Genomic DNA, 21,376 nt, shown 5'->3' with positions numbered 1-21,376 from the left:
CTTTCGTCAGTGAGCGGTGATGGAGCTGGTCAGTGGTGCCGCCGTCTGCTTCATGACGAAACGGCGGTGGGAGTTCGCGGCGAGCGCCATGACGGCGAGGGCGACGGCGGCCAGGGCGGCGCCGACGACGATCGGTGATCGGTATCCGAGCCCGGCGGTGATGGTGAGGCCGCCGATCCAGGCGCCGATGGCGTTGCCGAGGTTGAAGGCGCTGATGTTCACGCCGGACGCCAGGGTCGGTGCGGCGGACGCGAACTCGAGGACACGCATCTGCATGCCGGGCACGGAGGCGAAGCCGACGGCGCCCAGCAGGAACAGCGCGACCCCAGCGGCCAAAGGGTTGCCGACGACGAGGGCGAAGCCGATCAATACCACCGTCAGTGAGCCGAGCAGTGTCAGCAGGGTGCGGTCGAGGGCCAGGTCCGCGGCTCGGCCGCCGGCGAGGTTGCCGATGAACAAGCCCGCGCCGAAGAGCACGAGCAGCCACGGGATCGCGCCGTCCGGGAACCTCGAGACCTCAGTGAGGATCGGCGCGATATAGGTGAATGCGCCGAACATCGCGCCGAAGCCGAACACGGTGACGAGGATCGAGAGCCAGACCTGGCCGTTCCGGAAGGCCGCGAGCTCGCGCCGGAGCTGTCCCGGCGGGCGGGCATCGGCGCTCCGGTTCGGTATGAACGCCACGAGCCCGAGGAGCGCGACCACCCCGATAGCGGTGATCGTCCAGAACGTGGACCGCCAGCCGAGGCCTTGGCCCAGAAAGGTGCCGAGCGGGACACCAAGGACGTTCGCGAGCGTCAGACCGAGGAACATGATCGAGATCGCTTGCGCCTTCCGGTGCGCCGGAACGAGGGAAGCCGCCAGGACGGACCCGATACCGAAGAACGCGCCGTGGCAGAGCGCCGCGACGATCCGGCCGGCCATCATCACCGCGTACGTGTCGGCGACCGCGGAGAGCAAGTTCCCCAGGACGAAGAGCACCATCAGACCGACCAGCACGCGCTTGGGCCGGAGATGGGCGGTACCGGCGGTGACGAGCACGCCACCCACCGCGACGCTGAGGGCATAGCCCGACACGAGGTAGCCGGCCTGCGGGATCGTCACCCGGAAGTCGGCTGCCACCTCGGGCAGAAGACCGAGGATGACGAACTCGGTCAGTCCGATGCCGAAGCCGCCGAGGGCGAGCGCGACCAGTCCGGCAGGCAGGCGCTTGGCCGCCGTCATGCGACCGACCGAACCACGTCGGCACCGGGCACGAACGGTGTGACCGCCGGGCCCATACCGAAGTAGTTTGCGATCGCGGCGACCGTACGTCCGGTGGCCCGCCCGTCGCCGTACGGGTTGATGGCGTTCGACATCTCCGCGTACGCGACCGGATCGTCGAGGAGCCGCTGCACCTCGGCGACGATCTGGCCGCGGGAACGGCTCACGAGGCGGGACGAGCCCGTCAGGATCGACTCGCTGCGCTCGGTGATCTCCCGGAGCACCAGGGTGGGCTTGCCGAGCGCAGGGCCTTCTTCCTCCGCTCCGGAACTGTCGGAGAGGATAATGTCGCTGCGCCGCAGGAGGCGGCAGAACGAGAGATAGGGCAGAGGGTCGACGAGGTCGATGTTGTCGACGCCCGACAGCACGGGCAGCATCACCGCGCGGACCTTGGGGTTGAGGTGCAAGGGGACGACGATCCGGACGTCGCCGCGGGTGGCGATGTCGGCCAGAGCCTCGGCGATCTCCTGCATTGGCCTGCCGTGACTCTCCCGGCGGTGCGTGGTGGCGAGGATAACTTGGCGCGGGTCGTCGTCCAGGTCCTCCAGCCGCGGGTCGCCGTAGGAGCCGAGGTTCTGCATGCCCCAGGCGAGCGCGTCGACGATGCTGTTGCCCGTGACCGTGATCGCGCTCTCCCTGACCCCCTCGCGGATGAGGTTGGCGTGGTTGCCCGGGGTGGCCGCGAGGTGGAGGGCGGCGATCTGGCCGACAAGTTTGCGGTTGGCCTCCTCGGGGAACGGTGACGCGTTGCTCCCGCTGCGCAGCCCGGCCTCGACGTGGACGATCGGCACCTGGGCATGGAGCCCGGCGAGGGCGCCGGCGAGGGTGGTCGCGGTGTCGCCATGGACCAGGAGGGCGTCGAGGCCGTCGAGGTGCCTGCCCGCGTACAGGCGCTCGAGAATACGGTGGGTGACCTCGGAGACTGTCTGCCCGTCCCGCATGACACGGAGGTTCACATCCGGAGTGATCCGGAACTCCTCAAGCGTGCTGTCGAGCATCTCGCGGTGCTGGCCGGTGGAGATCAGCACGGTCCGGAAGCGGGGGTCGTCCTGGAGGGTGTGGATGATCGGTGCGAGCTTGACGGCTTCGGGCCTGGTTCCGAAAACGATGCCGAGAGTCTTCATAGGGGTGCTCCTGCCTGGTTTGGGGTACGCCGAAGAGAGCCGGTAGGTCGACCGACGACGTAACGCGGAATGAGGCGGTGCGATGGAGAGGTTTCAGACCTTGTGGTACTCGAGTGCGAGCCAGATGCAGTCGGTGTCCGCTCGGTACTGATGCCACGGGTAGATGAGCTCACCGTCCCGGTCGGTGCAGAACGGGACCGGGTTAGTGGTGCCGGGACTGAGCTGTTGGTCCTCGTAGAGGCTCTCGTGGTCCTTCGTGTCGAACTTCTGCATGCGGCCGTACCCACTGATCTGGGTGTGCACCTCGATGAACGGGTGAATGTTATGGATGCCGCAGTCGGTCCCGGCAGGGCTGAACCACAGGTTCGCGCGAACCGCGAAGGCCTCCGGACCAGACGGGAGCGCGGGCTGATGAAGGACGGCACGACGGTCGATCGAGACCGTGCCAACGCGGTCCTGCGGCGACTTCAGCAGCAGGGGTCCTTCGCTGCCATAGAAGTTCCGCCAGCCGAGCTCCCGTGCGCGGTCCTCGAGGTCGGCTGACTCGCTCGGGACGACCACGACGATGAGCTCACCGGTGACGGTGCCCGCCGTGACGATCGTGGAGCTCAGCGGCGGCAGTGGCGCGAGCTGCGCGGTGCCGGTGAATGCGTCGGTCGTCGCGCAGTTCACGACGACGCTGCGCTGGGTGATCGGGGCCTCGACGGCGTCACGAAGCACGACGGCGGACGCGAGGCTGCTGGAGAAGGACAGGTGGTCGGTGGTCATGGTGCTCACGATGACTCCCTGTGTCGTTCAGCGTCGGGCGACGGTTCTCTTCCGAAACGCCGCTCTGAACACAACAAAAGCGGAACGATGACGACCAGTTGCCTGGCCGTTTGGCACGTCATCGTTCCGCGGTGAAGCCATCACATCACCACCTCGGCACCGCAAGCCACTCCCTGACAGGGACTGGGTGATTGTTGTGCAAAACAGGACATTTTCGTTGACGATGAGCTTTCGCGCTTGCTAAGCGGAAGTATCCTTCTGAGCGGTTGTCGTATGGGCTCTGACCTGCGAATATGCGCCCTTGGTGACTCATAAGCATGTGTCTTCATCTACTTCCACATATGCGTCTTCATCGACCTGTGAATATGTATATTCATGAGTGCGGTTGAGTCATCGCACGAGCAACTGCTCAAGCGCTCTTGCCGTGGGTTCGCGGAGCTGTGGGGACCCGGGCGCCGCGCCGGTCGAGCGGATCGCGGAATTGCGGCACCGTCAGATTGCCGATTCCTGCACGGTCCTCACCGACCCGCCCACGGGCAGCCCCGGAGTTGGGAGGGGAGGGCAAGGCGACGATGCATAGAGCTCGGGCCGATCGGCTTGCCGGCTTGACCGGGGGCCTTGTCGACCGCTGCGTGCTCGAAGGGGTGCGAGATCAACTGCATCTTCCGGGCATGCTCTCGATCGCGGTGGTGACATGCGCCGTGAGGGGCTCCTTGAGTGTTGCAAAATGTGGACATCTTGTCCGAGAATAGTGTAGGATGCCGATGCCAGGAAGCCCACACCGTCCCATGATGCTGCGGGACATCCTTGGTGTCCACGATTGGAGAACTTCTTGCTCATCGCCAAGTTGGTGCGAGCGCACGTCGACGAGAACCAGGTCGGCGCGCTCGACGATCTGCTCGCGGCTTCGGCGGTGTCGTTCGCCGAGGAGCCGGGCACCGTGTTCTGGCGGCACTTCGTCGGTGAGAGCGCGCAGGACCGCGTGATCATCGAGGTGTTCGCCGATCGCAGGGCGTTGGCCGAGCACGATGCTTCGGCGCGCGTCGAGCGCCTGCTTCAGGATTTGGGCGAGTTGGAAGTGACGGTGTTGACATCTGAGGAGTTCGAGAGTCCAGGAGGCTCTTCGCGCTCCGTTCAGGCACTCGATGGTGCATGGAGGAAGACATGACTGAGCAACTCTTCGTGACCGGTGCGGCCGGATACCTCGGCCAGGCGATCTCCCAGCGGTTGTCGCGTGCCGGCTACCACGTCCACGGTCTGGTCCGGTCGGAGGTGTCAGCGCGATCAGTGCGAGCGCAAGGCGTCACTCCGGTGATCGGGAGCCTCGAAGATATTGGGCGCTTCGATTTGTCCACCTACGACGGCATCATCGACACTGCGACCGCGGACCACGCGCCGTCCACGGAGGCGTTCCTGGGTGCGCTGGCGGGCACGGGCAAGACGTACCTGCGCACCAGCGGCACAGGGGTGTACACCGACCTCGCGGCCGGGGAGTTCTCGTCGAACGTCTACACGGAGACGGATGCCTTCGTGCCCGCACCGGTCGTCGCCGCCCGGTACGAGTCTGACCAGCGCGTCCTGGACGCGGCGAACGACGACATCCGGTCGGTCGTCATCCGGCCGGCCATGGTCTTCGGTGACGGCGGCTCAGAACAGCTTCCCCTCATGCTTCGCTACGGACTCTCGACGGGGAGGACCATCTATGCGGGGAGCGGTGAGAACCGCTGGGGGAATGTGTACCTCTACGACCTCGCTGAGCTATACCTGCTCGCGTTGGAGCATGCGAAGCCTGGTGCTTCCTACAACGTCGCTTCCGGTGAGCTCGCCATGAGTGAGGTCACCGACGGGATCGCGCACGTTCTCGGTCAGACGGGCGCGCGTGAGGTATCCATTGAGGAGGCGCGTGGAGAGCTTGGCGCGCGCTGGGTTGACGTCGCACTGGCCAGCAACAGCCGCGTCGACTCATCTCGCGCAAAGGAAGAGCTGGGTTGGGATCCGCAAGGGCCCGACTTGCTCGCGGATCTGATGGACGGCTCCTATCGCCGGATCTGGGCGTCAAAGGGTGACCCGCACGATCACACTGCGCGGTGACAGCACGCCTGACTCACCAATGACGAAAGGACGCGTCGCCTCCCTGTCGGGGTGCCACATGCTCACCTTCCCGTCGCTGTGCGCGCGGGCCCGGTCACGGCCAGTTCCGAAGGACGGTGCGTCCGTGGCCGGGTTGGTCCAAGAAGGCTTGCCCTGCCGCCACGACCGGGCGTCACTACTCCTGGCAACGGCAGCGCTCTACGTCCGTGTGTGGGCCGCGGCCTTTGCTTCGGTCCTGCCCGGAACCGCCGCGGCCTGGGCCGTGCGGGCCGTGCTGGCGGAGGTCACTAGGGCAGCGGCGGTTTCGGTCAGTTCGTTCGCGAGGCCCGGCTCGTGGCCGATGATGTCTTCGCGTCGACCTGCCACTGACAGTGCCGCAAGGAGCCTGCCATCCTCCGTCAGGACGGGAACGGCGACGGCGCCCACCCCGACCGTGACGTCTTCGTCGGAAACGCAGTATCCGCGCTGGCGACTCAGTTGTACGTCGGCGAGGACCTGCTCCGGCTGGACGAGAGAGTTCGGTGTGAGCTGATCGAGGCCGATGTCGGCGAGGTAGGCCTCGGGGTCTTCGTCGCCGAACGCGAGGGTGATACGTCCGACGCCGCCGACGTGGAGCGGAAGGCTCCCGCCCGGCTTTAGTACCAGAACCTGGACGCCCTGCCCGTCGAGCCGCCGCACGCATACCGTCCGCTGCGGACGCGGCACGCACAGGAACACAGTCAAGCGGGTCTTGTCCCGTAGCTCGAGCAAGAGGTCGTCACGATCGAACCATGGTGCGGCGGTAGCGAGGGCGCTGTCGCCGAGCTTGAGCCAGGCGGTGCTCAACGAGACGGTGCCATCCGCACGCTGGATCGCGAGACCAGCCTGGACGAGCGCTCCCAGCAATCGGTAGGCGCTTGGACGCGGAACGCCGATCTCCTTGGCAATGTCGGGGGCCGACAGCGGGCCCACTTCCGCGAGGCACCTGACGGCAGTACTCAGATGTGTCAGAACTCGACTCGGCTTCTCAACTGTCGGCATGGCGGAATCCCAGGTCGGTCGAGACGCGCCGGGCTTCGTCGCGGACGAGGTCATCGAAAGCGAGCATGCGGGTGTCCGTTCGTGACTTGAGGGCACTGAGCGTGATGGAGGCGATGACCTCGCCCCGATGATTCATGACGGGGGCCGCGACGCTGTAGACGCCCGGGGTGACATCGCCATCGGACGAAGCCAGCCCGGACGCCCGAATGCTCGCGAGTTCCGCGTCGAGTCGAAGCGCCTCCGACTCGGTCATCGGGTTGAGCTGCGAGGCGCGCATCGTCGCGGTGTAGCGGTCGCGGAACAACTGCGAGGTGAAGGCGAGGATCGCTCGTGGGCCGGCACCCTGATGCAGTGGAAGTGATCCACCGATCGGTAGCTCGGCGGTGCGTGTGTAGATGCCGTCGACCCGCTCGATGCAGGTGGCGCGTTGCCCGCTGGGCACGCACAGGTATGCCGTCTCCGAGGTCGCCTCATTCAGTCGGACAAGTGCAGCCCTCGACAGGAGGCGCGGGTCAAGGGCGTCCTCCACCGACTGCCCGAGGGCGATGAGTTCCACTCCGAGGCGTACGGGGCTGCCCTTGCGCGACCCCCGCTCGATCCAGCCGATGCCCTCGAGGTTGGTGAGCATCCGATAAACGGTCGTTACCGGTTCCTCGAGGGCATCGGCGAGCTCTCCCGCAGTGAGTTCACCGGATGCGGCGAGGCGGTGCAAGACGCGCGTGGCCTTCCTGATCGCGCTCATCCCGGCGGTGTCGCTGGTCTCGGAGCCGATTTTGGCCACGTCACTTCCTTCCACTTCTTGGACAGACTCTACAGAAAACAGGACGGGCCAGCAACGATACTTTGGGTTGACCCGCCTGTCCGGCTCTAGTTGCTATAAATGAACTCAGTGTCCAGGATCCTGGACAAGATAGATGGACCCGTGCTAGTTTCCTCATGTAAGACCCGTACTGCGCGTTCGCTGGAGGAGTCAGCGTAGATTCATCAGCGACGGCAGATCGCAAAGGAGCGAACTGTGAAGCACACGTCCGAAGGTCGGACCATGCAGACTCATCGAGCGCCCCACGGGAGCGCTCTCGTGACCCCTCCCGGTGCTCCCGCGTTCCGGCTCGACGGAAGGTTCGCTGTCGCCACGGGGCAGCTTCCCGAATCGGGAGACCCGCCGTCGTCGGGCGAGGCGCACTCCACGCGATCGCCGGCGACCGAGTGAGTCGGGCATGCGCCCCGCGCGAACGCACCGGTGTCCCGATTCGCGCCCTCTGAAAGTGCCGCCTCGACGGGCTGCTGCGCGAGGGCGCCGAGGTGCACCGGTACAAGCCCGACGTCCCGCTCGGCCGATTCGCCGATCACGGCCCGCTCGTCACGTTCGCCGCTCGCGGCGAAGTTCGTTACCAAAGAAAGTAGTGAGTCCATGAAGATCCAGCAGAATCCGCAGATGCGCCGCCGCGTCGTTCCCGCTGCTGCGGCGATCGCCACGGCAGTGCTCGTTCTCTCCGGGTGCTCGGGCACCCCCGGGGGACAGTCGAGCCGTGACAGTGACGACAAGGCGATCGGCGTCTCGATGTCGTTCGTCAACCAGTTCTACGCGGCTGCGCAGCAGGGCATGGAAGAGGAAGCGGCAGAGCAGGGCTACGAGCTGGTGATCCTCAACGCTCAAGGCAACAGCTCCACACAGGTCAACCACGTGCAGAACCTGGTGAGCCAGGGCGTCGGGTCGCTGATCTTCATCCAACTCGACGCGGCGTCGGGGGGCGCATCGATCAGCCAGGCGAATGCAGCCGGTATCCCGGTCGTGGCCGTCGACCAGGTTCCGGCGGGCGGCAACTACGTCACCTACATCGGCAGCGACAGCGTGGCCATGGCGAGGCAAGCCTGCGATCACCTGGCTGAACTGCTGGACGGCGAAGGAGACATCGCCATCGTCGAAGGCATCCCTGCCTCGTCCACTCAGATGCAGCGGACGGAGGGGTGCGATACATCCCTTCACGAGAACCCGGGGCTGGACGTGGTCAGTACGACGAGCGCGGACTGGGACCAGAACAAGGCTGTCAGCGTATTCGCCAATGTGCTCACCGCCAACGAGGACCTGCAGGGTGTATTCGCTCAGAGCGACGACATGGCGCTCGGCGCCGCGAGTGCGGCTGAGTCGGCCGGCCGCGAAAACATTCCGATCGTGACGATCGACGGATTCCCGGCGGTCTACGACGCGATCGAGAAGGGCCACATCTCCGCCACCATGAGCCAGCAGCCCTACACCATGGGGCAAATTGCTGTGCAGGACGCGATCGCAGCGATGGAGGGCACGGGGGAAGACATCCCCAAGGAGCAGATCCAGGAGTCGGTCCTCGTGACAAATGAGAACCTGGAAGAGGCTCGTGCCCAGAGATACTACGGAACACAGGGATAGCGTCCCGCGTCGCTATTTCATGAACGTGTCTCAACGACGAGACGCACTGGGCTGAGCTGATCCACGCCTCGGGCGGAGCTGGCGCAACCTGGATATCGAGCCAGCATCACCGAGGCATTCAATACCTCGACAGCCGTGATGCTCCGCGTGGAGGAGTCCCGTGTCCAAGGCGGGGGATACGCAGATCTTGAACAAGTATCAAACGAAGGACGCCGGGCGGCCCGCCCGTCCAAAACGAACCGGGAATAGACGACAATGAGCGAAGCCAACACTGCACGCACCCTGACCGGGACGGCCCTGACGAAACGCTACGGAGGCAACGCCGTCCTGCGCGCGGTGGACTTCTCCATCGCGGCTGGTTCAGTCGTCGGCCTGATCGGCGAGAACGGTGCCGGCAAGTCCACACTCAGTTCCATCATCGCGGGCATCAAACGACCCGACGACGGTGCTATGACCATCGACGACCGGCCGTACGCGCCTGCCAGCCCGATCGATGCACTCAATTCGGGTGTCGCGATCATCCACCAGGAGATCAAGATGATCCCGGAGCTGTCGGTTGCCGAGAACATGTTCCTCGGCCGACTGCCGGTCCGGCGCGGGCGCGTTGCCACGCGCGAGATGGTCGCCGACGCCCGAGCAGCGCTCGCCGATCTAGGCGTCACGCTCGACCCCCGCCGGCCCGTCGCCGGCTTGTCGACCGCCACCCAGCAGGAGATCGAGATCGCGCGGGCGATCATCCGTCGTCCGGCTTTCGTGATCTTCGACGAGCCGTCGGCGTCACTCGGCCGGCACGAGACCGAGCGCGTGCTCGAGCAGATCGATCTGCTGCGCTCACGCGGCACAGGCGTCGTCTACATCAGTCATCGGCTCGACGAGGTCTTGCGGATCGCAGATCGCGTGGTCTGTTTGAGGGACGGCTCCAAGGTCGGCGAGTGGGATGCCCGCGACATTGATCGCGAAGGAATGATCCGAGCGATGGTGGGCCGCGATCTTGCCCGTCGGGAGGCACCGCCCCCACCGCATGGGCACGAGGTCGTGGCCAGCGTGCAGGATCTTTCCTCAAGCCGGTTCGAGAACATCACCGTGGAGTTGCGTCGCGGCGAGATCCTCGGCGTCTCGGGGCTCGTCGGCTCGGGACGCACCGAGATCGTGCGGGCCCTCGCCGGAGCCGATCCGTTCGACTCCGGGGAGGTGCTGGTCGAGGGCGCTCCGGTGAAGATCCGATCGGTGCCGGACGCGATATCGGCCGGCATCTACATGGTCCCCGAGGACCGAAAGGCTCAGGGCCTCAATCTCAACCGCACGAGCGCCGAGAACATGGCCCTGCCTTGGGAGTCGCGCCTGGTGCCCAGCGGGTTCGTGACGACACGCTTCCTGGACAGGCTGAAGCGCCGGATGGCGTCCGAGGTTGACATCCGTGGCGATCTTGATCGCCCGGTGGGGTTGCTCTCCGGAGGCAACCAGCAGAAGGTGCTCCTGGCCAAGTGGCTCGTCCGCATTCCGAAGGTCCTGATCCTCGACGAGCCCACCCGGGGTGTTGACGTCGGCGCCAAGGAGGCCATCTACGAGATCATCCGCGCACTCGCTGCCCGCGGGGTGGCGGTAGTGGTCGTGTCGTCGGAACTCGAAGAAGTGCTGCTGCTCTCGCACCGGGTCATGGTCGTCGCGGCCGGACGCCAACGCGCCATTCTCACTCGCGAGGAAGCCACTCCCGAACGAGTCATGCAACTGTGCGTTTCGTAGCGGTGAGTGAACAGTGAATCGAACAGACCAAGGAGAAAAGCCAATGGCAACGTCACTCACGGAGCGACCGACCGCACTGCCGGCGTCGGCGATCCGGATCACTCAGGTGAAGAGCCGATTGAAGATGCTGTCCGGTCCGCTGATCGGACTCGTTCTGCTGATCGCTGTGATGTCGTTCCTTTCTCCGGTGTTTCTCACCACGAACAACCTCATCAACATCCTCGTGCAGGTCTCGTACATCGGGATCATGGCGGCAGGGGCGACGCTGATCATCATCCTCGGTGGCATCGACCTGTCGGTGTCCGCCGTCCTCGGCCTCAGCTTCATGGTCGTCGCGGTCACCTACCAGAACCTCGGCTGGCCTTTCTGGATCTGCATCATCGTCGGTCTAGCCACGGGCACTGGTATCGGACTGCTCAACGGCGTGCTGGTCGCGTTCGGCAAGGTCCAGGCGTTCATTGCCACGCTTGCGACGATGTTCGCCGCCACCGGCCTGTCCCTCTACCTCACCAACGGGACGCCGATCCTCGGGCTGCCTGACTGGTTCCTGGGCCTTTCTCAAGTGCGTTTGCTGGGGGTCTCCCTGCAGGTGTACCTCATGATCGTGGTCGTCATTATCGCCGCTCTCTGGCTGAAGTACCGGCCTGCGGGACGGTCGTTGTACGCCATCGGCAGCAATGAGGAGGTGGCACGACTTTCGGGGATCCGCGTGAAGCTCTTGCAACTGCGCGTGTATGCCACCGCGGGGTTTCTCGCCGCGGTCGCGGGCCTGGTCGTCGGTGCGCGACTGAACGCCGCCCAGCCCTCGGCGGGGAATTCCAGCGACCTGCTCAGCGTCATCGCAGCCGTCGTCATCGGTGGGGCGAGCCTGGCCGGCGGGGTAGGTTCCATGTGGGGAACCTTCGTGGGTCTACTGATCATCGGCGTGCTCAACAACGGACTCACACTGCTTAACGTCTCCCCGCATCTCCAGCCGGTCGTCATCGGTGCCGTGATCATTCTTGCCGTGTTGAGCGACGGCAGACTCCTTTCTATTTTCCGCGTACGCAGTCGACGACAGACGGCCTGAGCCGCTACGTGCGGAGAGAGAGGATGTGACGTTGTGAGCACGAATGTGTGGAAAGAGAACCTCTACTCCGGCCGTGTCGTAGCGGTGAGCGGGGCCGCCTCGGGGATCGGAGCGGCCGTCTCGATCGGTTTTCTCCGCGCAGGGGCGGCCGTCGTCGGCGGTGACGTCAACGACATAGCGCTCAACCGTTTCGTCGAGCAGTTGCCCGCCACGTTGAGGGAGAGGTTCGTTCCTCTCGTGCTGGATGTCTCTCGCACCGAGTCGGCGGATGCCTTTGTCGCTGCCGTTCACGAGCGGTTCGGCCGCATGGACGTGCTCATCAACAACGCGGGCATCGCACCCGTGGGCTCTGTGACCGAGACATCGAATGAGCTGTGGCGACGAGTGATGAGCGTAGATGTGGACGGCGTATTCTTCCTCGCCCGTGCGGCGTTGCCATACCTCATCGCCGCACGCGGCTCGATCGTGAACACGGCCTCGGTCTCAGGGATCGGCGCCGACTTCAACTATGCGGCATACAACGCCGCCAAGGGCGCGATCGTCAACCTCACCAGGAGCATGGCGATCGACTACGGAAAGTCCTCGGTGCGGGTCAACGCGATCGCACCCGGGCCGGTGCGCACCCCCTTGCTGGAGGACAACTTCCGGGCAATCCCCGGGCTGGATGACGCGTTCAGCACTTTCATCCCGCTGGGTCGCATCGCGGAGCCCGGCGAGATCGCCGACGCGGTGCTGTTCCTGGCATCGCCGGCGGCGTCGTTCATCACAGGCGCCATTCTTCCGATCGACGGTGGCGTGACGGCCTGGAACGGGCAGCCGAACGGTGACTTCGTGAGCTGATGCCCCGCGGGACGCGCGTACGGCATCTAGAGAGGAAAGTGCAATGAAGGACGGAATGTTTGTATTTGACTGCGTCGTACACACGCAGGACTTCACGGATCGGCAGATCTTGCCCGGCACGGACGGGCGTAACGTCGCCGCACACAGGGCCAACCAGCACGAGTTCAACAAGCTGATGGCGAGCAAAGGCGGTCCGGCCGACAAGCCGGACTTCTATGACCCCGTCGACCCGGAGTGGGCGAATGTGCAACTGTTCGAGAAGTCCGACACTGACCTGGCGATGGTCCAGACCGTGCCGCTCTTCGGCCCCTGGAAGGACTCTCTCGGGCCTGCACAGCTGTGCCATGACCTGACCCTGGTCAACCCCGAGCGGCTGATCTTCTGCGGTGGAGTCGACCCGAGCTGGCAGGGCCTGGACCTCGCGCTGGACGAAATGGAACGGCAGGTGCACGAATGGGGCGCCAAGAGCTTCAAGTTCTACACCTATCAGGACCGCGATCACCACTGGGCTGCGGACGATCGTGAGGTCGCATATCCGCTGTACGAGAAGGCGATCGAACTCGGCATCAAGATGGTGCAGTTCCATAAGGGGTACCCCCTCGGCATGCACCCGGTCGAGGCCTTCAAGCCGAACGATCTGCAGATGGCGGCGTACGACTTCCCCGAGCTGAACTTCGGCATCCACCACATGGGCGACCCCTACGTCGACGAGACCATCTCGATCGTGGGCAGGTTCCCCAACATGCACCTGATGCTCCCGCTATGGTTCAACCAGTACTTCCTGCAGCCGTACCCGATGCTGCACCGCATCGGTCAGGCGCTCCTCTTCGTCGGTGCCGATCGCCTTGCGTACGGCTCGGAAGGGTTCATATGGCCCGACATCCAGGCATACATCGAGATGTGGGCGAACCTGGAGATGCCGGAAGAGCTTCAGGAACGCTACGGCTACCCAGCTCTCACACGCGAGATCAAGGAGAAGGTGTTCGGGCTGAGCTTCGCCCGGGCGCTCGGCCACGAGATCCCCGAGAGCTATCGAGCGGGTGGGCTCTGATGGCTGCTGATCCGCGGGAGCTCAGCGAGGCGCTGCGCGCCATCCGCCCCCGGCTGCGGGGTCACGCGGGTGACATGGACGTGCAGGTGGACGAGCAGGGCGACGTCGTCGTCCGCTTCCTCGGCGCCTGTGAGAGCTGCCCGGCGATGGCCGTCACCTACGCCGGGCTGGTCCAGACCGTCCTGGAGTCGGTGAGCGGTGTGCATGGCGTGCGGGCACCGCAGGTCCACGCCTCGCCGGAGGTGCTCGCGGGCATCCGTCGTCGACTCGGGGTGCGCGCTCCGCGGCCCGCGACGACGACTCTCGGGATGCCCCGCCTGCGTGAGTCGGCGGCGCCGGACTGACTCACGCGACGGACGCCTGCCCGCTCGCGCGAAATATCGCATGCTTGTTGGGCGCGCCGACCGCGCGGCAGCGCTGCGCACCACGCGAGCGTGATCAAGGACGAGCAGGACGCGCATGAGCGTGAACGTGTACTGCCGAGACTCCCGCCCAACCACCGGAGGATCCGCGGCCGCTGGAACTCGTCCCGCGCTCAGCGGGCACAGGGCTGAACGCCTTCCGCAGCGAAGGGGCTGTCGGAGGTAGGGGCTGTCGGAGACCGCGCATCGGGAGTCGCTTCGTGACTGTCGTGCACGGGGCCGCGCACCGCGTCGACACGGTGCGCGGCGTGGTGGAGATCCGAGGTGATCGCTCCGTCGACGGCCACGAGCCTCCTCTGACCGCTGTGACCATGGGCGGCAGTTCATTCGCGGTGTTCCACCGCAGGTCTTTCGCATGCGCCTCGGCGCGCGGACGTCGCATTATGTGGACACGCGTCCAAAACATTGGCATGTCGGTCCTGATGCAGCCCTGTGAGGCGCAGCTATGAACATGAGCGTGCAATAATATGGACACTGTGTCCGAAGATCGGTATGGTGGGTGCATGGACATAGACGTCTCTCTCAGTGACCCACCCAGCGACGCCCGGGCTTCCGGAGCAGCCGGCGTCGACCTTCACCGCATAGCCCGGCACGTGCGCTGGCACATCCTCAACACCGTCGCGCAGAGCAAGGCCGGCCACATCGGCGGACCGCTGTCGATGGCCGATCTCGTCGTTGCTCTCTACTTCCGTGAGTTGAACATCGACCCGCACCGGCCTGACGCGCCCGGCCGCGACCGTTTCGTGCTCTCCAAGGGGCACTCGGCCATCGGCTTGTACAGCGTGCTCGCGCTGCGTGGATACTTTCCTGTGGCCGAGCTCGCCACCTTCGACCACGGCGACTCGCGCCTGCAGGGCCACCCCGACATGAGGCTCACCCCGGGGATCGACGTCTCCACCGGTTCCCTCGGCCAAGGGCTCTCCGCAGCGGTCGGGATCGCGCTCGGCGCCCGCATGGCCGGTCAGGCGTTCCGCACCTGGGTGATGCTCGGAGACGGCGAGCTGCAGGAGGGGATGGTGTGGGAGGCGGTCAACTCCGCGAGCCGGTTCGAGCTGAGCAGCCTCACCGCGATCGTCGATGTCAACGGGCTGCAGCAGTTCGGCTGGCCAGCTGTCGACGGTCGCGACCGGTTCGACCGGAGTGAACCCTGGGCGCACGTCGACCTCGCGGCCATCTTTCGAGGCTACGGCTGGAACGTGATCGAGATCGACGGCCACGACTTCGCCGCCATCTTTGCCGCGTTCGACGAGGCGGGAGAGAACGCACGAGCGACAACCCGGCCAACAGTGATCCTGGCCGGCACGATTAAAGGGCAGGGGATCTCCTTCACCCGAGGCACCTACACATGGCACAACGGCGTGGCGAGCGAGGAACAGCTCGCGACCGCACGCGCCGAGCTCATGATCGAGGGAGAAACCGATGAAAGCGCAGCGTGACGTCTGGGGTGACACAGTCGCGGAGATCGGACTCACCGATCCCTCGATCGTGCTGGTCGACGGTGACCTCGCGAACTCCACGAAAGCGGACCGGTTCGCTCGAGAATTTCCCGACCGATTTATCGAAGTAGGCATCGCCGAGCAGAACATGGTCGGCATCGCGTTCGGACTCTCCACGCTCGGATACCGTCCGTGGCTGTCAACCTTCGCCGTCTTCCTCACTCATCGCGCTCTCGACCCGATCCGCATGCTCGTGTCCCAGACCGGCGCCAACGTGCGACTCGCCGGCGCATACAGCGGCCTGCTCAACGGCAGCAGCGGCAAGACGCACCAGGACGTGGAGGACCTCGCCATCATGCGAGCCATGCCGAACATGACTGTCCTCGCACCCGCCGACGAAGTAGAGGCGGCGGCGGTCACCCGGTGGGCGTCGGACCACGAAGGACCTGTCTACGTACGTATCGCGCGCGACGCGGTACGCCAGGTGCTGCCTCACGACTACACCTTCCGCCTGGGAGAAGCCGTCACGCTGCGCGCCGACGGCGACATCGTGCTGGTCTCGACCGGCGTGCAGTCCTCGCGGGTCGTCGAGGCAGCCGACCTCCTCGCCGCCGCAGGCATCCGCGCGCGGGTCGTCCACCTGCCGACGATCAAGCCGCTGAACGAAGCATCCTTGCTGGACTCGCTCAAGGGCGCGTCCCTGTTGATCACGGTCGAGGAGCACACCGTGATCGGTGGACTCGGCGGGGCTGTCTGCGAAGTGCTCGGCAACTACCCGACGTCTCCCCGTGTGGTGCGGCTGGGTCTTGACGACCAGTGGTCGGAGTCGGGGCCCGATGACTTCCTTCTCGACAAGTACGGGCTGTCAGCTCAGCGCGTCGCAGAACAAGTGCGGTCCGCAGTGACAACGCATGAGGCAGCGATTGCCTCATCTGGCGCAGCAACGCGCGAAGAGGGGATCCGATGACTCCGGAAACTGAAGCACTGCTGAACAAGGTGCCACGCGGGCTCTACGTCGATGGGCAGTGGCAGGCAGCCGAGGCGGGAGCGACGTTCAACGTGGCCAACCCTGCGACCGGTCGCACGCTCGCCCATATCGCCGACGCCGACGCCGCCGACGGACTGCGCGCGCTGGACGCGGCGGCAGCCGCACAGGCCGAGTGGGCACACACCGCCCCACGGGTGCGCAGCGACCTGCTTCTCCGTGCCTACCAGCTCGTACAGGAGCACGCCGAGCAGTTGGCCTTGCTGATCACCCTCGAGATGGGCAAGCCGCTCGCGGAGTCCCGCACGGAGGTGCGGTACGGATCAGAGTTCCTCCGTTGGTTCGCCGAGGAATCTGTCCGGATCGAAGGCCGCTACACCCCAATTCCCGAGGGAACGGGCACGATGGTGGTCACCCGTCGTCCAGTGGGCCCGTGCTACCTGATCACGCCCTGGAACTTTCCGCTGGCCATGGCCACGCGCAAGATCGCTCCTGCGCTCGCCGCGGGCTGCACCGTGGTCATCAAGCCGGCGGCTCTCACTCCGCTTACCACGCTGTACCTCACGGCGCTGTTCGACCAAGCTGGCGTGCCCCCGGGCGTGCTGAACGTCGTGACCACGACGCGCTCCGCCGACGTGTCGACCCCCCTGCTCCGCGATACCCGACTGCGGAAGCTGAGCTTCACCGGGTCAACGTCCGTGGGGCAGACTCTCCTGCGCCAAGCCGCGGACAACGTACTGCGTACGTCAATGGAATTGGGCGGCAACGCCCCGTTCCTGGTCTTCGACGACGCGGACCTGGACGCCGCGGTCGATGGCGCGATGGCGGCGAAGTTCCGCAACACCGGGCAGGCATGCACCGCAGCGAACCGCTTCCTCGTACACATGTCGATCGCGGACGAATTCACCGCGAAGCTCGCTACACGGGTCGGCGCACTCGGGATAGGTCCCGGCACGGAACCCGACGTGGAGATCGGACCCCTGATCGACGCCGCCGCCGTGCGCAAGACCCACGAGCTCGTCTCGGACGCCGTCGCTGCCGGCGCGCGCATCATCACGGGTGGAGAGCCGCTGAAGAGAGAAGGGACATTCTTCCAACCAAGCATCGTCAGCGACGTACCGGTGAGCTCGCGCCTCTACCGGGAAGAGATCTTCGGCCCAGTGATCTCGATCACCACCTTTGCCGACGAGGACGAGGCGATCACACTCGCCAACGGCACCGAGTACGGGCTTGCCGCATACGCATACACGAAGGACCTGCAGCGTGCGCACCGACTGATCGAACACGTGGAGGCCGGCTTGATGGGCATCAACGCGGGCCTCATTTCCAACGCGGCTGCCCCTTTCGGAGGTACGAAACATTCGGGGATGGGGCGCGAGGGCGGCGCGGAGGGGATCGCCGAATACCTCGAGACGAAGTACAGCTTCATCCCCGCCACGAACGCCCAGTCATGAAGTCAGCCTCGCTCCGTCCGCCCGCCCACCCTCGACGCCGCCTCCCGGCTCAGGCGGCCTCGCCAACGTCGATCGGCAGGCCGGTCAGGCGCCATTCCAGCATGCCGTCCTGGAGGCGGCGGGCCTGGCGGCCTTGGGTGCGCAGCAGGTCGACGGCCTCGTAGGCGAGAACGCAGTAGGCGCCGCGGCAGTAGGCCACGATCTCTTGCTCCGCGGGGAGTTCGGCCAGACGTTGGTGCAGGTCTTCCAGCGGGATGGACACCGCTCCGGGGATGTGGGCCGCGGCATACTCTTCGACGGGGCGCACGTCGATCACGGTGATCCGGCCGCTGGCTGCCATGGCCAGGAGCTCGTCGCGACCGACCTCCTGCGCCTGCGTCGCATCGGTCGCCAGGGTGTGATCGGTGCCGAGATATCCGTCGCGAGCCTGCCTGACCTCGGCGACGCGGTCGGTCGCCACGGTGCGTATGTGCTCGTAGAGGCGAGCGACGTCCAGACCGGCCAGGTCGTAGTAGATCTTGGTCCCCTCCCGGCGGGTGAGGACCAGGCCGGCTTGCTTGAGTACCTGCAGGTGCGCCGAGGCCGTGGTCAGGCCCAGGCCTGCCGTCGCCGCGAGGTTCTCCACGCTCCGCTCTCCCTGGGCGAGCAGGTCCAGCAGCTCCAGCCGCTTGCCGTTGCCCAGGGCCTTGCCGACCCGGGCGAGCTGCTCGAACAGCTCGGCCTTCTTCTGCCGATCCCCCACACCGTCCTCCAAGGTTTTATGGAACACTGGCTGAGTTCGTATTCCAGGTTCTTCTGGAAGATCAGCGTACTTGGCGACGTGCGGAACCAGGGAGTGTGAGTGGCGATGGGCTGGTTCGACCTGATCCCGGTCATCGATGAGGGGCTGGGCAACTCGACCTATCTGCTCGACGTCGGCGACGGGCGCGCCGTGGTGGTCGACCCGGAACGGGACCTGCGGCAGGTCCGTGCCGCGGCCCGGCGGCGCGAACTGCGCATCACCTGGGCGATGGAGACCCACCTGCACGCCGACTTCATCTCCGGGGTCCGGGAGCTGGCCGCCGTCGAGGGCGCGAGCGTGGTGGCTCCGGAGATCGGGCCGCGCGGCTTCGAGGTCACCGGTCTGCGTGACGGGGACACCGCGCGGGTCGGCGCGTTGACTCTGCAGGCGATGCACACGCCCGGGCACTCCCCGGAGCACCTGTCCTACCTGCTGCTGGACGGCGAACGGGTCGTGGGGGTGTTCACGGGAGGTTCGCTGATGGTCGGTACCGCTGGGCGCACCGACCTGGTCGGTCCGGACCAGACGGTTCCGCTGGCCCGGGCGCAGTACCACTCGCTGCAACGACTGATGGAGCTGCCCGACGAGACCCCGGTGTGGCCCACGCACGGCGCCGGTTCGTTCTGCTCGGCGGCAACCGGCGGGCAGCGGGTGAGCACGATCGGTCAGGAACGGACCACCAACCCGCTGCTGCAGGTCCCGGACGAGGACGCGTTCGTCGCGGCCCTGCTGGGATCGCTGGGCACCTTCCCCGACTACTTCCTGCGCCTAGGAGCGATCAACCGCCAGGGACCGGCGGTCCTGGGCGACACACCACCTCTGGAACCCCTGTCCGTCGAGCGGGTGCAGGACCTGGTCGATGCTGGGGCTCAGGTCGCGGACGTGCGGGCAGCGGCCGACTTTGCCGCCGGTCACGTGCCCGGGTCGCTGTCGATCGCGCTGCGGCCGGTCTTCTCCACCTGGCTGGGGTGGCTGGCCGACCCCGGTCGGCCGGTGATCATCGTCCGCGACCCCGGCCAGGACGTGGAGGACATCGTCTGGGGCGCCGCCAACGTCGGCTTCGACATCCTGGCCGGGGAGCTCGCCGAAGGCATGGCGGCGTGGACCCAGGCAGGACAGCCGACCACCACGGCGCTGATCGACGCCCGGCAGCTGGCCGACGAGCCGGACCTTGCCGTGCTCGACGTACGTCAGGGCGCGGAGTTCGCCGGCGGCCACGTGCCTGGAGCCCGCAACGTCGAGCTCGGAGCGCTGCCCGGCCGGGTCACCGAGGTGCCCGATGGGCCACTGGTGGTGATGTGCGGTCACGGTGAACGTGCCATGAGCGCGGCCAGCATCCTGGAGCACGCCGGACACACCGATGTCCGCGTCCTTTCCGGCGGGTCCGATGACTGGGCCGCGGCCGCCGGCCACTCGTTGCAAGTCGGGGCATGAACCGCCCGTCCACGAGCCGGCCCATCCGGCTGGGGCTGCGCGCCAACGCCGCCCAGTTCACCCTGCTGGTGGCGATCAACGCCCTCGTGGGTGGCATGGTCGGGCAGCAGCAGACAGTGCTGCCGCTGCTCGCCGAGGACGAGTTCGGCCTGACCGGCTACACGTTCATCTTCACCTACGTGGCCGCCTTCGGGATCTCCAAGGCGATCGCCAACTATGTCGCCGGAACGTTCTCCGACCGGTACGGGCGCAAACCCGTCCTGGTGGCCGGGTGGCTGTTCGCCGTCCCTGTCCCGCTCCTGCTGATCTGGGCTCCCGACTGGGGCTGGGTCGTGGCGGCCAACGTGCTGCTGGGGATCAACCAGGGCCTGACGTGGTCCACGACCGTGGTGATGAAGATCGACCTGGTCGGCCCGAAGCAACGTGGGCTGGCCATGGGGCTGAACGAGGCCGCCGGCTACGGCGCGGTGGCCGTGACGTCGCTGCTGGCCGGGTATCTTGCCGAGCAGTACGGGCTGCGGCCGGCCCCGTTCCTGCTCGGTCTGTCCTACACCGCCCTGGCGCTGTTGCTGTCCGGGATCTTCGTGCGCGAGACCCGTGACCACGCGACGCTGGAGGCCGGCGGGCACGTGCCCCGCGCCGACGGGCTGCACGACCACCTGCACGCCGCGCTGACCGACCGGCAGATCGTCGTCCAGACCAGTCTCAAGGAACCTGCCCTGTCCTCGGCGAGCCAGGCGGGGCTGGTGAACAACCTCAACTTCGGGCTCTCGTGGGGCCTGTTCCCGCTGTTGTTCGCCACCGCCGACCTGCCGGTGGACCGGATCGGGCTGCTCTTCGCGCTCTACCCGGCGGTGTGGGGCGCGGGCCAGCTTGCCACGGGGGCGCTGTCGGACCGGATCGGGCGCAAGCACCTGATCACCGCCGGCATGGCGACGCAGGCCACCGCCCTGGCGATCATCGCGATGGCCGACGGGTTCGGCGGCTGGGCGGCGGGCACCGTGCTGCTCGGCGCCGGCACGGCGCTGGTCTACCCGACCCTGCTTGCCGTGATCGGCGACGTCGCCCACCCCGCGTGGCGTGGCCGGGCCGTGGGTGTCTACCGGGTCTGGCGCGACCTGGGCTACACGGTGGGCGCCGTCCTCGGCGGGATCGTCGCGGACCTGATGGGCCTGCACGCCGCCGTCTGGACGGCCGCTGCCGTCAGCGCCGTCTCGGCCGTCGTCGTGGCGGTACGCATGTACGAGACCCACCAGCGCGCCACTTAGGCGACTGCGGTGGGACGCCGTGGTCGGGACGCCGCGATGGCGATCTGTGTCGCCGCCTGCTCGACCTCGTCGAGGGTGCTCCAGCGCCCGACGGAGAGCCGGATCGCGGTCAGGGCCCGGTCGGCGGGGATGCCCATGGCTGTCAGGACCGTGGAGGGAGTGTCTTGCCCGGCGTGGCAGGCAGAGCCGGCCGAGGCCGCCACACCGGGAAGGTCCGCCA

General features: G+C 66.5%; 20 protein-coding genes. 13 read left to right on the top strand and 7 right to left on the bottom strand.

Features of this window, described 5'->3' with window-relative positions:
- Positions 1 to 6 precede the first annotated feature (6 nt).
- The 3 genes from EW117_RS08240 to EW117_RS08230 all read right to left on the bottom strand — a co-directional run bounded on the left by EW117_RS08240 (position 7) and on the right by EW117_RS08230 (position 3,164).
- Positions 7 to 1,206, bottom strand: a complete 1,200-nt coding sequence (locus tag EW117_RS08240; RefSeq protein ID WP_129785877.1) for an MFS transporter — start codon at positions 1,204 to 1,206, stop codon at positions 7 to 9.
- Positions 1,207 to 1,220: 14 nt separating this feature from the next.
- On the bottom strand, positions 1,221 to 2,387 hold the full coding sequence (gene wecB, locus EW117_RS08235; RefSeq protein WP_129785562.1) for a non-hydrolyzing UDP-N-acetylglucosamine 2-epimerase: 1,167 nt from the start codon (positions 2,385 to 2,387) through the stop codon (positions 1,221 to 1,223).
- A gap of 93 nt (positions 2,388 to 2,480) precedes the next feature.
- On the bottom strand, positions 2,481 to 3,164 hold the full coding sequence (locus EW117_RS08230) for a hypothetical protein (RefSeq protein ID WP_129785560.1): 684 nt from the start codon (positions 3,162 to 3,164) through the stop codon (positions 2,481 to 2,483).
- Between the two features lie 823 nt (positions 3,165 to 3,987).
- Between EW117_RS08230 and EW117_RS08225 the strand changes: the two genes are divergently transcribed.
- Positions 3,988 to 4,323 (top strand): putative quinol monooxygenase, encoded by a 336-nt coding sequence (locus tag EW117_RS08225; protein ID WP_129785558.1) that lies wholly within the window; start codon positions 3,988 to 3,990, stop codon positions 4,321 to 4,323.
- Positions 4,320 to 5,246, top strand: coding sequence for an NAD-dependent epimerase/dehydratase family protein (locus tag EW117_RS08220; protein ID WP_129785556.1), 927 nt, complete (start codon positions 4,320 to 4,322; stop codon positions 5,244 to 5,246). Before EW117_RS08225 ends, EW117_RS08220 begins: the two co-directional genes overlap by 4 nt.
- Before the next feature lie 198 nt (positions 5,247 to 5,444).
- Here EW117_RS08220 and EW117_RS08215 read toward each other — a convergent pair whose 3' ends face one another.
- Positions 5,445 to 6,266 (bottom strand): IclR family transcriptional regulator, encoded by an 822-nt coding sequence (locus EW117_RS08215; protein ID WP_165362579.1) that lies wholly within the window; start codon positions 6,264 to 6,266, stop codon positions 5,445 to 5,447.
- Complete coding sequence (locus EW117_RS08210; RefSeq protein WP_129785553.1) at positions 6,253 to 7,047, bottom strand: IclR family transcriptional regulator; 795 nt, start codon at positions 7,045 to 7,047, stop codon at positions 6,253 to 6,255. The genes EW117_RS08215 and EW117_RS08210 overlap by 14 nt, the downstream gene beginning before the upstream one ends.
- A 630-nt stretch (positions 7,048 to 7,677) precedes the next feature.
- Between EW117_RS08210 and EW117_RS08205 the strand changes: the two genes are divergently transcribed.
- The 9 genes from EW117_RS08205 to EW117_RS08165 all read left to right on the top strand — a co-directional run bounded on the left by EW117_RS08205 (position 7,678) and on the right by EW117_RS08165 (position 17,673).
- Positions 7,678 to 8,673, top strand: a complete 996-nt coding sequence (locus EW117_RS08205) for a substrate-binding domain-containing protein (protein WP_129785551.1) — start codon at positions 7,678 to 7,680, stop codon at positions 8,671 to 8,673.
- Positions 8,674 to 8,928: 255 nt separating this feature from the next.
- Complete coding sequence (locus EW117_RS08200; RefSeq protein WP_129785549.1) at positions 8,929 to 10,416, top strand: sugar ABC transporter ATP-binding protein; 1,488 nt, start codon at positions 8,929 to 8,931, stop codon at positions 10,414 to 10,416.
- A gap of 43 nt (positions 10,417 to 10,459) precedes the next feature.
- Positions 10,460 to 11,485 (top strand): ABC transporter permease, encoded by a 1,026-nt coding sequence (locus tag EW117_RS08195; protein ID WP_129785547.1) that lies wholly within the window; start codon positions 10,460 to 10,462, stop codon positions 11,483 to 11,485.
- Positions 11,486 to 11,518: 33 nt separating this feature from the next.
- Positions 11,519 to 12,325: a meso-2,3-butanediol dehydrogenase gene (gene budC / locus EW117_RS08190; protein ID WP_242504159.1), complete on the top strand. Its 807-nt coding sequence runs from the start codon at positions 11,519 to 11,521 to the stop codon at positions 12,323 to 12,325.
- Positions 12,326 to 12,368: 43 nt separating this feature from the next.
- Positions 12,369 to 13,376: an amidohydrolase family protein gene (locus EW117_RS08185; protein WP_129785545.1), complete on the top strand. Its 1,008-nt coding sequence runs from the start codon at positions 12,369 to 12,371 to the stop codon at positions 13,374 to 13,376.
- On the top strand, positions 13,376 to 13,720 hold the full coding sequence (locus tag EW117_RS08180) for a NifU family protein (RefSeq protein WP_129785543.1): 345 nt from the start codon (positions 13,376 to 13,378) through the stop codon (positions 13,718 to 13,720). Before EW117_RS08185 ends, EW117_RS08180 begins: the two co-directional genes overlap by 1 nt.
- A gap of 581 nt (positions 13,721 to 14,301) precedes the next feature.
- Positions 14,302 to 15,234: a transketolase gene (locus EW117_RS08175; RefSeq protein ID WP_129785541.1), complete on the top strand. Its 933-nt coding sequence runs from the start codon at positions 14,302 to 14,304 to the stop codon at positions 15,232 to 15,234.
- Positions 15,218 to 16,201 carry a transketolase family protein gene (locus EW117_RS08170; RefSeq protein ID WP_129785539.1) on the top strand — a complete coding sequence of 328 codons (984 nt, stop codon included), beginning with the start codon at positions 15,218 to 15,220 and terminating at the stop codon, positions 16,199 to 16,201. Before EW117_RS08175 ends, EW117_RS08170 begins: the two co-directional genes overlap by 17 nt.
- Positions 16,198 to 17,673: an NAD-dependent succinate-semialdehyde dehydrogenase gene (locus EW117_RS08165; protein ID WP_129785536.1), complete on the top strand. Its 1,476-nt coding sequence runs from the start codon at positions 16,198 to 16,200 to the stop codon at positions 17,671 to 17,673. Before EW117_RS08170 ends, EW117_RS08165 begins: the two co-directional genes overlap by 4 nt.
- Positions 17,674 to 17,722: 49 nt before the next feature.
- On the opposite strand, the gene EW117_RS08160 is transcribed toward EW117_RS08165, so the two are convergent.
- Entirely contained in the window at positions 17,723 to 18,427 is a 705-nt protein-coding gene (locus EW117_RS08160; RefSeq protein WP_242504158.1) for an ArsR/SmtB family transcription factor, read from the bottom strand.
- A 93-nt stretch (positions 18,428 to 18,520) separates the two neighbouring features.
- Between EW117_RS08160 and EW117_RS08155 the strand changes: the two genes are divergently transcribed.
- The gene (locus EW117_RS08155) at positions 18,521 to 19,888 is read left to right on the top strand and encodes an MBL fold metallo-hydrolase (RefSeq protein WP_129785534.1); all 1,368 of its coding nucleotides are present in this window, start codon (positions 18,521 to 18,523) and stop codon (positions 19,886 to 19,888) included.
- A complete protein-coding gene (locus EW117_RS08150) occupies positions 19,885 to 21,156 on the top strand; it encodes an MFS transporter (RefSeq protein WP_129785532.1) in 1,272 nt (423 codons plus the stop codon). The genes EW117_RS08155 and EW117_RS08150 overlap by 4 nt, the downstream gene beginning before the upstream one ends.
- On the opposite strand, the gene EW117_RS29360 is transcribed toward EW117_RS08150, so the two are convergent.
- Positions 21,153 to 21,293, bottom strand: a complete 141-nt coding sequence (locus EW117_RS29360; RefSeq protein WP_165362577.1) for a hypothetical protein — start codon at positions 21,291 to 21,293, stop codon at positions 21,153 to 21,155. The genes EW117_RS08150 and EW117_RS29360 overlap by 4 nt on opposite strands.
- Positions 21,294 to 21,376 lie beyond the last annotated feature (83 nt).

This window comes from Promicromonospora panici (genome assembly GCF_900608595.1).
GTDB lineage: Bacteria > Actinomycetota > Actinomycetes > Actinomycetales > Cellulomonadaceae > Promicromonospora > Promicromonospora panici.
This window is presented reverse-complemented; position numbering and strand designations above follow the sequence as displayed.

What these genes read in the sequence shown, in the direction of transcription:
- EW117_RS08150 (WP_129785532.1), top strand. Translation starts at nt 19,885, where the DNA reads ATGAACCGCCCGTCCACGAGCCGGCCCATCCGGCTGGGGCTGCGCGCC.
- EW117_RS08200 (WP_129785549.1), top strand. Translation starts at nt 8,929, where the DNA reads ATGAGCGAAGCCAACACTGCACGCACCCTGACCGGGACGGCCCTGACG.
- EW117_RS08170 (WP_129785539.1), top strand. Translation starts at nt 15,218, where the DNA reads ATGAAAGCGCAGCGTGACGTCTGGGGTGACACAGTCGCGGAGATCGGA.
- EW117_RS08195 (WP_129785547.1), top strand. Translation starts at nt 10,460, where the DNA reads ATGGCAACGTCACTCACGGAGCGACCGACCGCACTGCCGGCGTCGGCG.
- EW117_RS08185 (WP_129785545.1), top strand. Translation starts at nt 12,369, where the DNA reads ATGAAGGACGGAATGTTTGTATTTGACTGCGTCGTACACACGCAGGAC.
- wecB (WP_129785562.1), bottom strand. Translation starts at nt 2,387, where the DNA reads ATGAAGACTCTCGGCATCGTTTTCGGAACCAGGCCCGAAGCCGTCAAG.
- EW117_RS08215 (WP_165362579.1), bottom strand. Translation starts at nt 6,266, where the DNA reads ATGCCGACAGTTGAGAAGCCGAGTCGAGTTCTGACACATCTGAGTACT.
- EW117_RS29360 (WP_165362577.1), bottom strand. Translation starts at nt 21,293, where the DNA reads ATGGGCATCCCCGCCGACCGGGCCCTGACCGCGATCCGGCTCTCCGTC.
- EW117_RS08180 (WP_129785543.1), top strand. Translation starts at nt 13,376, where the DNA reads ATGGCTGCTGATCCGCGGGAGCTCAGCGAGGCGCTGCGCGCCATCCGC.
- EW117_RS08165 (WP_129785536.1), top strand. Translation starts at nt 16,198, where the DNA reads ATGACTCCGGAAACTGAAGCACTGCTGAACAAGGTGCCACGCGGGCTC.
- EW117_RS08175 (WP_129785541.1), top strand. Translation starts at nt 14,302, where the DNA reads ATGGACATAGACGTCTCTCTCAGTGACCCACCCAGCGACGCCCGGGCT.
- EW117_RS08155 (WP_129785534.1), top strand. Translation starts at nt 18,521, where the DNA reads ATGGGCTGGTTCGACCTGATCCCGGTCATCGATGAGGGGCTGGGCAAC.
- EW117_RS08205 (WP_129785551.1), top strand. Translation starts at nt 7,678, where the DNA reads ATGAAGATCCAGCAGAATCCGCAGATGCGCCGCCGCGTCGTTCCCGCT.
- EW117_RS08220 (WP_129785556.1), top strand. Translation starts at nt 4,320, where the DNA reads ATGACTGAGCAACTCTTCGTGACCGGTGCGGCCGGATACCTCGGCCAG.